This is a genomic window from Pseudomonas sp. IPO3747 (genome assembly GCF_013385245.1).
In the GTDB taxonomy this organism is placed as follows: Bacteria; Pseudomonadota; Gammaproteobacteria; order Pseudomonadales; family Pseudomonadaceae; genus Aquipseudomonas; species Aquipseudomonas edaphica.
The window spans coordinates 144918-155379 of the sequence record NZ_JACAQL010000010.1 but is presented as its reverse complement, the minus strand read 5'-3'; the positions used below and the strand labels follow the sequence as shown (position 1 = coordinate 155379).

Below are 10462 nucleotides of genomic sequence, written 5' to 3'. Positions count from 1 at the left end.
TTGCCTGCATTCCAATTAAGGACGAACGTTCGCCGTTATACTCGCCGCTCTGCTTTGGAGCCAGTATGAATTCGTTGCCGATTGATGATGTTTTACCCGCCCTGCGTGACGCCTTGGCGAATCGCCATGAGGCCGTGCTGGAAGCGCCGCCCGGTGCCGGTAAAACCACCCGCGTGCCCTTGGCTTTATTGAATGAGCCTTGGCTGGCCGGGCAAACCATCTTGATGCTCGAGCCTCGGCGGCTTGCCGCGCGCGCGGCAGCCGAACGCCTGGCCAGTGAGCTGGGTGAAAAAGTCGGTGAAACCGTCGGCTACCGCATCCGCCTGGACAGCAAAGTCGGCCCCAACACCCGCATCGAAGTCGTCACCGAAGGCATTCTCACGCGCCGCCTGCAAGACGACCCGGCACTGGACGGCGTGGGTTTGCTGATTTTTGACGAGTTCCACGAACGCAGCCTCGACGCCGACCTGGCACTGGCCCTGAGCCTCAACGGCCGCGAGTTGTTTCGCGACGAACAGCCGCTGAAAATCCTGCTGATGTCCGCCACCCTCGAAGGCGAGCGCCTGGCCGGCTTGCTGAACGATGCGCCGATCCTGCGCAGCGAAGGGCGCATGTTCCCGGTGCAGATGCGCTGGGGGCGGCCGTACCAGGCCGGTGAATTTATCGAGCCGCGCGTGGTGCAGACCGTCCTCGACGCGGTGCAGGACCAAACGGGCAGCATTCTGGTGTTTCTGCCGGGGCAGGCCGAGATTCGCCGGGTCAATCAACAGCTGGCCGACGCCTTGGGTGATCGCCCTGATGTGCTGCTGTGCCCGCTGCATGGCGAACTCGACCTCAACGCCCAGCGCGCCGCCATCGACCCGGCGCCGGTCGGCAAGCGCAAAGTGGTGCTGGCCACCAACATTGCCGAGACCAGCCTGACCATCAATGGCGTGCGCGTGGTGATCGACGCCGGGCTGGCGCGGGTGCCGCGTTTCGACCCCGGCAGCGGCATGACCCGCCTCGACACCCAACGCATCTCCCGCGCCAGTGCCACCCAGCGAGCCGGGCGGGCAGGGCGCCTGGAGCCGGGCGTGTGTTATCGCCTGTGGTCCGAAGACCAGCACGAAGGTTTGGCCGCCTATGGCAGCGCGGAAATTCTCGCCGCCGACCTGGCGGGCCTCGCCTTGCAACTGGCGCGCTGGGGCGTGACGCCCACGCAACTGGTGTGGCTGGATGTGCCGCCGACCGCCGCATATGCCCAGGCCCAGGATTTGCTGGTGCGCCTCGGCGCGTTAAACGACGACACACTCACTGCCCATGGCCAGAAAATGGCGGAGTTGCCCGCGCACCCGCGTATCGCCCACTTGTTGCTGCGCGGCCAGGACCTGGGGCTGGCCGCGACCGCTTGTGATGTGGCGGCCTTATTGGGGGAGCGCGATATCTTGCGCGGCGGCGGCGCGGATTTGCACAGCCGCCTGGCATTGATGTCGGGCGAAGAACGCGCGCGTGGCACCCAGGGCGGCGTGCAGCGGGCCAAGCAACTGGCCCGTCAGTACCGGGGCTATTTGCGCGGCCAGCCGACTCAAGCTGTGGCCGACCCTGACCACCCGCGTTGGCTCGGCGCCTTGTTGGCGTTGGCTTATCCGGACCGCGTCGCTCAGCAACGCCGCCCCGGTGGCGCCGAATATCGCCTGGCCAATGGCCGCGCCGCGCTGTTCGCCGAGGCCGACAGCCTGATGAAACAACCTTGGCTGGTGATCGCCGACCTTGGCAGCCGCCAAGGCCAGCGCGAAGAGCGCATCTACCTCGCGGCGGATTTTGACCCGGCGCTGTTCGACAGCGTGCTGGCCGAGCAAGTGCGCAACGTCGACCAACTGGACTGGGATGAACGCGAAGGCGTATTGCGGGCCGAACGCCAGCGCAAAGTCGGTGAGCTGGTACTAAGCCGTGAACCGCTGACCGGCCTGGATGAGTCCGCGCGCAGCCAGGCACTGGTCAACCTGGTGCGCCGCAAAGGCCTGGAGCTGCTGCCGTGGACGCCCGAACTGCGCCAGTGGCAGGCGCGCGTGATGCTGCTGCGCCAGCTGGATGCGGGTAAAACCAGCGAATGGCCGGATATCAGCGACAAAGCCTTGCTGGCCGATTTGGAACATTGGCTGATGCCTTATCTGGGCAAAGTCTCGCGCCTGAGCCATTTTTCTAATTTGGATATTTCCAGCTTCCTGCACAACCTGCTGCCCTGGCCGCTGCCCCAACGCCTGGACGAGCTGGCGCCACAGCATGTGAAAGTGCCATCGGGGTCGTCGGTGCGTTTGGACTACAGCGAACAGCCGCCGATTCTGGCGGTGCGCCTGCAGGAATTGTTCGGGCTGGCGGACACGCCGCGCATTGCCGGTGGGCGCCAAGTGGTCAAGCTGCACCTGCTGTCCCCGGCACGTCGGCCGGTGCAGGTGACGCAGGACCTGGCGAACTTCTGGCGCAGTACCTATGCCGAAGTGAAGAAGGATTTGAAAGGAAGATACCCCAAGCATTACTGGCCGGATGACCCCTTGGTGGCCGAACCCACCGCCCGGATCAAACCCCGAAAGTAGGTGATGTGAAGATCCAATGTGGGAGCTGGCTTGCCTGCGATACAGACGACTCGGTCTGTCCCTTTCACCGAGGCGATGCTATCGCAGGCAAGCCAGCTCCCACAAAAGCCCGCTCCCGCATGGGTGTTGTGGTGTGGGTTATTGCGCGGCCGGCAGCAGGAACCGGGCGATCACTGGCAGGTGGTTGGAGATGCGCAGTGTGTCGTCTTGGCGCACCTTGGCTTCCACCCGCTTGATCCTTGGGCTGTAGAACAAATAATCCAAGGTCCTATCCGGCCCATCCACACTCGGGTCATTGGGGAAGTGCGTCAGCCACTTCGCCCGGTCAATCCCACTGGATTCGCTGTTACTCGGGATCATCGGGTACTTATCCCACAGCAAATGCAGCTCACTGTCCGGCGAATACTGCCCGCGCTTGCCCGCATCCAGGCGCAGGAATTGCCCCAGCGGCAGCAGGTTGAAATCGCCACCAATCAACCACGGCGTGCCACGGCCTTCGAACTTGTCCAGCAGTTTTACCGTGGCTTTTACCTGCTCCTGCACGGCGGAACGCCCAGGCTTATCGCCATCCAAGCGCGTATTCAGCACGGCCAGTTGGCCACCATCGCTCAGCGGCAGGTAGGTGAGCAGCAACGCCGGTTTAGGCTGGAACTGGCGGCTGATGAAGTTGGCCGGGGACACCGGCAATTGCAGGCGTTCGGCGTGTTCGATCTGGTAGCGGCTCAGCGTGACGAGCTTGCGGCCGACGCTGCCGAAGATGTGCAGGTTGGGCACAAAGTCGGCTTTCCAGTCGAACGCCTGGGCGCTGCAGGGGTAAAGGTCGACCAGGCGCTCCTGGAGCAACGCCACCTGGTCCTGATAGTGAGAGGACTTGGCGCCTTCATCGAGTTCCTGCAGCAACAGGATGTCGGGCTGTTCGTCGCGAATCACGCGAGCCACTTCGTCCAGGCTGAAGGCCATGTCTTCCACAGTGGGTCGATCGTCCGGGCCTTTGCCGTCGGGGCTGTCGTACCAGAACACATAGTTCTTGCCGGCCAGGTATTGCACGTTCCAGGTCATGACCTTGAGCGCCTGCCCCGGCAGCAGGGTCGGCGCACGTGGCGCCACGCAGCTGACGGGCAGGGTCTGCTTGTCGACGGGGCGCCAGGTCAGGCTATAGATCAGGGCCGCGAGCAGGCCCGCGATGATCAACAGGCTCAACAGGGTGATGCGCAATAAACGGGTCATTGGCTCGGCTTATAGCGTTATCAGAGGTGGCACGGAGCATATCACCGCGCGTCGGCATCGCCACCGATCAGCATAAACAAACGGAAAAGTACCACGCTGGTAAACAGTTGCAGGAAGCTGTGGGCGCTGTCGATCAACAAGCCCAGCAGCGGCGCGGGGTTGGGGTACACCGCCACGCTCGCGCCCTTTAGCAGCCACAACGGCGTCATTACGCACAGCAGGCACACCAGGATTCGCCAGAAATGCCCACGGGTCAGGCGGAAACTTTCCTTCATCGCCTCCAGCGCCGACATGCCGCGCAACACCAGCAGGTACTCGGCAAACGCCAGCACCACCATCAGCCACAGGCCCGGCAGGAAGTACAGCGACAGCCCCAGCAGAATCAACAAGGTACTGACCGCCGTCAGCAGGGCGAAACGCGGCCACATGGCCAGGGCCATGGCCCACACATCTTTAGTGCTGGGCGACTCACCACGGGTGCGCGCATCCAGAAACAGGATCAAGGCGCCGGTGTACAGCGGGTACACCAACAACCCGACGACCACGCTGTAACCGGGGAACGCATCCGGGCCCAGTGTGTGGTCGAGCACCTGTTGCAGCAGGGCTTCGAGGATCACCAACGGCAGGCACAGCTGGACGATGGCGCCCAGGTTGCGTTGGGTGAAACGGAGGGAGTCGCGCAATACGTCTAACGGATTCATCAGGTTCATCACAGCCCTAAAAGCAAGGCCAACACTTTAACCGATCATGACGAGAGGTAAGCAAACGTAAACCTTGCGTAAAGACCATTGAAACGTCTGGTAACACCCCCATAACTACGCTGTAGCTCACCTGATCACAGGCGGGCCCATGATTTCTACCGGCAATCTAACGAGGTCGCCATGAACAGCGAAGAGCAAACCCTGATCGATGGACTGTTTTCACGGTTGCAACAAGCCGAAACGGACTCAGCCCCCCGCGACGCCCTGGCCGAAGCGCGGATCAAGGAGCACATGACTCGCCAACCGGCCGCCGGGTACTACATGACCCAGTCGATCCTGGTGCAAGAGCACGCGATCAAGAGTCTCGACGCGCAGAACAAGCAACAGGCGCAGCAGATCCAGCAATTGCAGGATGAGCTGCAACAGGCCCGCGCGCAGTCGGCGCAACCGGCACCGAGCAGTGGTGGCTTCCTGTCGAGTATCTTCGGCGGTGGCGCCTCCCGTGACACGCAGCCTGCACAGAGCGCACCGCCTTCTTCCGGCGGCGGCTGGCGTGAACCGGCGCGGCCATCGTTCGGCCAGCCTGCACCGCAACAGAACTACGGTGCCCCGCAGCAAAACTATCAACAGCCACAGCAAGCACCGGCCGCGCCTATCGGCAGTGGTTTCCTCGGTGGCGCGTTGAAAACCGCCGCCGGTGTGGCCGGTGGTGTGATGTTGGCCGAAGGCATCAGCAGCCTGTTCAGCCACAACTCGCAGCAGCCGCAGGTGGTGGAAGAAATCATCCGCGAAGAACCGGCACCGGCCAGCGACAACGGCAACTGGGGCAATGACGACCAGAAGTTTGCCGGCAATGACAGCTGGGGCAATGACAACTCATCCGACAGCTTCGCAGACAGCGACTACTCCGACGATTCCTCCTCCTTCGGCGACGACGACTCCTTCGTCTGACCCACCTTCAACCGGGGCGCTTCGTCGCCCCGGGTTGATTTTTCGCTGAAACTTTCCCATGGCTGGCATACTGGCAGCCTTTCCGGGCCTTGGCGCCTGGCTGTCATGAGGAAGTGCGGTGAAAAAAATTGCAGTGTTCGCCGATGTACAAAACCTCTACTACACCGTGCGCCAGGCGTATGGCTGCCACTTCAACTATGCGGCGCTGTGGGCGGACATCAGCTCGCGCGGGCAGATCGTCGAGGCGTATGCCTATGCCATCGACCGTGGCGACAGCAAACAGCAGCAATTCCAGCAGATCCTGCGCAACCTGGGCTTTACGGTAAAACTCAAACCCTACATCCAGCGCGCCGACGGCTCGGCCAAGGGCGACTGGGACGTGGGCATCACCCTGGACATCATGGACGCCGCCGACCACGTTGACGAAGTGGTACTGGCTTCCGGCGACGGTGATTTCGACATGCTGCTCGAACGCATCATCCAAAAGCACGGCGTTGAAGCCGTGGCCTACGGCGTGCCGGGGCTGACGGCCAACTCGCTGATACGCGCCGCCAGCCGCTACGTGCCCATCGAAGGCGCGCTGCTGCTTAAGTAAGCGCTCAGGCTTAATCAATAGTTAGACGGAGTTGGAACAGGTTTGGAACGTATAGCGGTCATCGACTTTGAAACCACCGGCATCACCCCGAGCAGCCACTGCCGGGCCACGGAAATCGCGGTGGTTATCCTCGAGCGCGGCCAAATCGTGGATCGCTACCAGAGCCTGATGAATGCCGGCGTACGCGTGCCGGGTTTTATCGAGCAACTCACCGGCATCAGCAACGCCATGCTGCGCAGCGCGCCACCGGCTGAGCGGGTGATGAATGAAGTGAATGAATTTGTCGGTACCACGCCACTGCTGGCGCACAACGCCGCGTTCGACCAGAGGTTCTGGGACTTTGAACTGGGCCTGATCCGCCGCACCCGCCTGCAAAAATTCGCCTGCTCGCTGCTACTGGCCCGCCGCCTGATGCCGTCGGCACCCAATCACAAGCTCGGCACGCTGAACGCGCTCGCCCAACTGCCCCACACCGGCAAGGCTCACCGAGCGATGGCGGATGCGGAGATGGCCGCCAACCTCACCGCGCACCTGGCCCAGGAACTGCGCGGCACCCACGGCTTGCGCGAACTGTCCCACGATTTGCTGTGCACCTTGCAGAAAGTGCCTGCGGCGAAGATCAACGAACACCTGAAAAAACACCGCGGGTTCTAACTCAAGCGCAGATGATCGTTCCCACGCTCCGCGTGGGAATGCCTCCTGTGACGCTCCGCGTCACGACGTCAAGAGCGGACGCAGAGCGTCCTGGGCTGCATTCCCACGCAGAGCGTGGGAACGATCGGGGAGCTGCGCGGCACCCACGGCTTGCGCGAACTGTCCCACGATTTGCTGTGCACCTTGCAGAAAGTGCCCGCAGCGAAGATCAACGAACACCTCAAAAAGCACCGCGGGTTCTAACCCTTACGACGATCGTTCCCACGCTCCGCGTGGGAATGCCTCCGGTGACGCTCTGCGTCACGACTTCAAGAGCGGACGCGGAGCGTCCTGGGCTGCATTCCCACGCAGAGCGTGGGAACGATCGGCGGCTGGCTATCGAGGCTGCACACACTCCAACGCCCGATCCACAACACCTTTGGCCATCCCCACCAAATGCATCACCGCCCGCTGCTGGGTGCTGAGCGTTTCACCCGACACATTCACCGTCTCCACCGCGCAATGCAGCAAGTCGGCCGCATGGGCGAGGGCGTCTTCGAAGCTCAGGTTGTCATTGAGTACAAAATTGGGCGCGTCCGGGGCGGATGCTTTGAGGTAGTAGTCGATGGCTCGGCGGTTGAGGAGGGCGTCTTCGCTGAGGAAGTCTGGCTTGGAGCTGGGTGGATCGGGGGTTACTTTGACCATGATGTAGCTTCTCCGTCAGTTAAGAAGCTGCAACCGTTCGCTCGCACACGAATTAGGGTGGCAGCAGTACGCGGGTGTGCAAGACCGTGACGGAGTCCGGTAGATCCGAAGATCTCCCGCGTACAACTGCCATAACGAATCAATGCCTGAAATACAGACGTTGAGAGTTAAGGCTGATGCGTATTACCGTCGTCGGACTTGCACGTCCAGTCACCGAACATTCGATGACAGAGCGAGACTAGCTACCTGAACCGACGGAAACAAGGCCGTGGAATTCTCTAGGAAACGTCCCGCAAATGAAAGGGATCGGTCCTGCTGGCCACCAAAACATCAGCTGTTTTTAGGGCTTTCTTCATTCTTTCTGAATGGTAAGTAGGGGAAGCCCTATTGCGTCGTCGGACCTTTCTGGTTTTTCCCTTCGCCCGCCAATCGCTCCGGTTTGCGACTTAACATCTCGCCTGCTATTTACGTAAAGGGACTACGTCATGCAGGAAAGCGACCTCTACACAGCAATCATGCGAAGCCAGTCTGAACTCCAGCGCAATGGCGTCGATTTCGGCTCGACGTCCAGCATGACGTTTCATTTGGGAAACATGATGACAAGCTGCCCGGCAGTCATGGTTTTACCTAACTCGCCAGGATGGACTCATGGTGCCAGTTACACGTTGCTCCGGCCCATTCAGGCGGAATCAACGGCGCCTGACACCACTGTTGACGACCTGTGGAAATGCACGCAGCAACACTACGGCCTGACGGCGGCAACGGTTCTCACTGGCGCGGCAGGCATACCGATCAGCAAAATCGCCGTGGGGACTTGGGTCCACGTCGGCTCAAGCAAAACGACAAATTTGGCTAGCCTCATTGGAATGCGCTTTTTCCCTCGAACATTGATCCGGCAACCGACAGCGGCCAAGATGGCAAAAGCAACGTTCGGCACCGTTCGAGTATTTGGCATTATTGGGCGGGGCATTCCCTTCGTTGCTGCAGGGTTGGCTATTTTTGACCTGATCAGTATTGGTAAGTGTGCCTATGAGGCGAGAAATGGAAGGTAGTCTGACCCGAACCGAGATCAGCGAAAAAGTGATTCAGCTGTTCGTCGATATCATCGGCTTTATCGACCGAAGCCAGGTGACCGAGCAAACGGATTTCATCCATGACTTCAAGATCATTGATGACGACCTGACCTGCTTCGTCATGCAGATCAAATGGCAATTCAACCTGCAAGCGACTCAGGAAGACTGGGATCACATTACGACCATTAAGCAGATTGTCGATTTGATTGTTCAGCGCTCAAGCCTTCAGTGAAGCAACTGACGCCATCGCAGGCAAGCCAGCTCCCACAGTAGATCGCATCCAGCCCTGGCGACTCGGTCAAATGTGGGAGCTGGCTTGCCTGCGATGGCGGTATATCAGCCACCACTTTTTGCTCGTTCCCACGCTCCGCGTGGGAATGCCTCCGGTGACGCTCTGCGTCACGACTTCAAGAGCGGACGCAGAGCGCCCAGGGCTGCATTCCCACGCAGAGCGTGGGAACGATCGGTGTCAGGTGGTTTTTCCCTCCAACTGCCCCAACGGCACCCGCCGTTCTATCGCACTCGACAAAATAATCGAGGTCTTGCTGAACCCGAACTTCGCCACGCGGTTAATCAAATTCTCCAGCTCCGGCATCGAACCCACCGCCGCTTGCATGATCACGCATGGGTCGCCCGTGACCCGATGGCATTCAGTCAGTTCGGGGATTTCAGCGAGGGCGTCGTAGACCTTCTGGCTGCCGTTGTTGGTCAAGCGCAATTCGATCGTGCATTGGATGGGTAAGCCGATTTTGGACAGGTCTACCTTGGCCTGATACCCGGTGATCACGCCGCTGGCCTCAAGTTTGGCCACGCGCTCGGCCACGGCGGGCGCGGAGAGGTTAACGGTGCGGGCCAATTGCGCGTAGGACGCGCGGCCGTCTTCGAGCAGGGCGCTGAGGAGCATGCGGTCGTATTTGTCCATGATAAGGCTCCAGTAACGCGTGGCTTTCGAAAGCACGGTTTATAGCCTTCACAACCATGCTTTGAAAAGTGTATGGGCGCTTTAAACAGGTTTTGTAACTTATGTTTAGCGTGCTGCCTTTTTAGAATAAGCCTCCCCTCTCCTGCCATAGAGCCGCCCAATGCCTGGCCCACGTCGCTTTCCGTTACCGCTGATCGCCGCTTTTTTTGCGCTGTATGTGATTTGGGGTTCTACCTACCTGGTGATTCGAATCGGCGTTGAATACTGGCCGCCGCTGATGCTCGGCGGGATTCGCTTTTTGGTGGCGGGTTTGGTGATGTATGGTTTTTTGCGCTGGCGCGGGGCACCTGCGCCGACGTGGGTGCAGTGGAAGGCTGCGGCCAAGATCGGCATTTTGCTGCTGACCTTCGGCAATGGCGCGGTGTCGGTGGCTGAGCACACGGGGGTTACTTCAGGTGTGGCTGCATTGGCGGTGGCGACGGTGCCATTGTTCACGTTGCTGTGCGGCTATTTCTGGGGCGCGCGTAATACCCGCCTGGAATGGGCCGGGGTGGTGCTGGGGATTATCGGCATTGCCATGCTCAATATGGGTTCCAACCTGCAGTCGAGCCCGACCGGGGCGATGTTGTTGCTGTTCGCCGCTGCCTCCTGGGCTTTTGGCTCGGTGTGGAGCAGGCACTTGCCGTTACCTGCCGGCGCGATGGCCAGTGCGGCGGAAATGATCGTCGCCGGTGCCTTGCTGTTGGTGGGCAGTGCGCTCTCCGGCGAACGGCTGCAGGCTGTGCCGCCGATTGAAGGCTGGCTGGCGTTGGCGTACTTGGCCGTGTTCGGCTCGATCATCGCCTTCAATGCCTATATGTACCTGCTCAAGCACGTGCGCCCGGCGGCGGCGACCAGCTATGCCTATGTGAACCCGGCAGTCGCGGTGTTGTTGGGCATTGTGTTCGTCGGTGAGAGCATCGGCATGGAAGAAGCCCTGGCGATGCTGGTGATCATCAGCGCGGTGCTATTGATCAGCCTGCCCCAGTGGCGCAAGCCCAAGCCGGAAATAAGGTAAACTGCGGCGCATTACGGCTTTTTTT

General features: G+C 60.8%; 11 protein-coding genes and 1 pseudogene. 8 read left to right on the top strand and 4 right to left on the bottom strand.

Annotation, left to right across the window (positions count from 1 at the left end; all coding sequences use genetic code 11):
- Positions 1-65: 65 nt before the first annotated feature.
- Positions 66-2573: an ATP-dependent helicase HrpB gene (gene hrpB / locus HX790_RS16575; RefSeq protein ID WP_017139353.1), complete on the top strand. Its 2508-nt coding sequence runs from the start codon at positions 66-68 to the stop codon at positions 2571-2573.
- 138 nt (positions 2574-2711) lie between these two features.
- Here the strand turns inward: hrpB and HX790_RS16570 are convergent, their stop codons facing one another.
- Complete coding sequence (locus HX790_RS16570; RefSeq protein ID WP_017139352.1) at positions 2712-3800, bottom strand: endonuclease/exonuclease/phosphatase family protein; 1089 nt, start codon at positions 3798-3800, stop codon at positions 2712-2714.
- Positions 3801-3841: 41 nt separating this feature from the next.
- The gene (locus HX790_RS16565; RefSeq protein WP_026013864.1) at positions 3842-4501 is read right to left on the bottom strand and encodes a YciC family protein; all 660 of its coding nucleotides are present in this window, start codon (positions 4499-4501) and stop codon (positions 3842-3844) included.
- Positions 4502-4681: 180 nt separating this feature from the next.
- Between HX790_RS16565 and HX790_RS16560 the strand changes: the two genes are divergently transcribed.
- The 4 genes and pseudogenes from HX790_RS16560 to HX790_RS16545 all read left to right on the top strand — a co-directional run.
- Positions 4682-5452 (top strand): DUF2076 domain-containing protein, encoded by a 771-nt coding sequence (locus HX790_RS16560; protein WP_099547599.1) that lies wholly within the window; start codon positions 4682-4684, stop codon positions 5450-5452.
- A 118-nt stretch (positions 5453-5570) separates the two neighbouring features.
- On the top strand, positions 5571-6047 hold the full coding sequence (locus HX790_RS16555) for an NYN domain-containing protein (RefSeq protein WP_017139349.1): 477 nt from the start codon (positions 5571-5573) through the stop codon (positions 6045-6047).
- Between the two features lie 42 nt (positions 6048-6089).
- Complete coding sequence (locus HX790_RS16550) at positions 6090-6701, top strand: PolC-type DNA polymerase III (RefSeq protein WP_099547600.1); 612 nt, start codon at positions 6090-6092, stop codon at positions 6699-6701.
- A 129-nt stretch (positions 6702-6830) separates the two neighbouring features.
- A pseudogene (locus tag HX790_RS16545) lies at positions 6831-6944 on the top strand (3'-5' exonuclease); the annotation flags it as partial.
- A gap of 132 nt (positions 6945-7076) precedes the next feature.
- Here the strand turns inward: HX790_RS16545 and HX790_RS16540 are convergent.
- Positions 7077-7385 (bottom strand): DUF3077 domain-containing protein, encoded by a 309-nt coding sequence (locus HX790_RS16540; RefSeq protein ID WP_017139347.1) that lies wholly within the window; start codon positions 7383-7385, stop codon positions 7077-7079.
- A gap of 485 nt (positions 7386-7870) precedes the next feature.
- Here HX790_RS16540 and HX790_RS16535 point away from each other — a divergent pair, with 485 nt between their 5' ends.
- Positions 7871-8437 (top strand): hypothetical protein, encoded by a 567-nt coding sequence (locus HX790_RS16535; protein WP_017139346.1) that lies wholly within the window; start codon positions 7871-7873, stop codon positions 8435-8437.
- On the top strand, positions 8427-8690 hold the full coding sequence (locus HX790_RS16530) for an acyl carrier protein (RefSeq protein WP_169987356.1): 264 nt from the start codon (positions 8427-8429) through the stop codon (positions 8688-8690). The genes HX790_RS16535 and HX790_RS16530 overlap by 11 nt, the downstream gene beginning before the upstream one ends.
- A gap of 237 nt (positions 8691-8927) precedes the next feature.
- On the opposite strand, the gene HX790_RS16525 is transcribed toward HX790_RS16530, so the two are convergent.
- Positions 8928-9380, bottom strand: a complete 453-nt coding sequence (locus tag HX790_RS16525; protein ID WP_017139344.1) for an Lrp/AsnC family transcriptional regulator — start codon at positions 9378-9380, stop codon at positions 8928-8930.
- Positions 9381-9540: 160 nt separating this feature from the next.
- Between HX790_RS16525 and yedA the strand changes: the two genes are divergently transcribed.
- Entirely contained in the window at positions 9541-10437 is an 897-nt protein-coding gene (yedA, locus tag HX790_RS16520; RefSeq protein WP_176991806.1) for a drug/metabolite exporter YedA, read from the top strand.
- The last annotated feature ends 25 nt before the right edge of the window (positions 10438-10462 follow it).

Coding starts and splice junctions, on each gene's coding strand:
- HX790_RS16530 (WP_169987356.1), top strand. CDS start 8,427: ATGGAAGGTAGTCTGACCCGAACCGAGATCAGCGAAAAAGTGATTCAG.
- HX790_RS16540 (WP_017139347.1), bottom strand. CDS start 7,385: ATGGTCAAAGTAACCCCCGATCCACCCAGCTCCAAGCCAGACTTCCTC.
- hrpB (WP_017139353.1), top strand. CDS start 66: ATGAATTCGTTGCCGATTGATGATGTTTTACCCGCCCTGCGTGACGCC.
- HX790_RS16565 (WP_026013864.1), bottom strand. CDS start 4,501: ATGAATCCGTTAGACGTATTGCGCGACTCCCTCCGTTTCACCCAACGC.
- HX790_RS16535 (WP_017139346.1), top strand. CDS start 7,871: ATGCAGGAAAGCGACCTCTACACAGCAATCATGCGAAGCCAGTCTGAA.
- HX790_RS16560 (WP_099547599.1), top strand. CDS start 4,682: ATGAACAGCGAAGAGCAAACCCTGATCGATGGACTGTTTTCACGGTTG.
- yedA (WP_176991806.1), top strand. CDS start 9,541: ATGCCTGGCCCACGTCGCTTTCCGTTACCGCTGATCGCCGCTTTTTTT.
- HX790_RS16525 (WP_017139344.1), bottom strand. CDS start 9,380: ATGGACAAATACGACCGCATGCTCCTCAGCGCCCTGCTCGAAGACGGC.
- HX790_RS16570 (WP_017139352.1), bottom strand. CDS start 3,800: ATGACCCGTTTATTGCGCATCACCCTGTTGAGCCTGTTGATCATCGCG.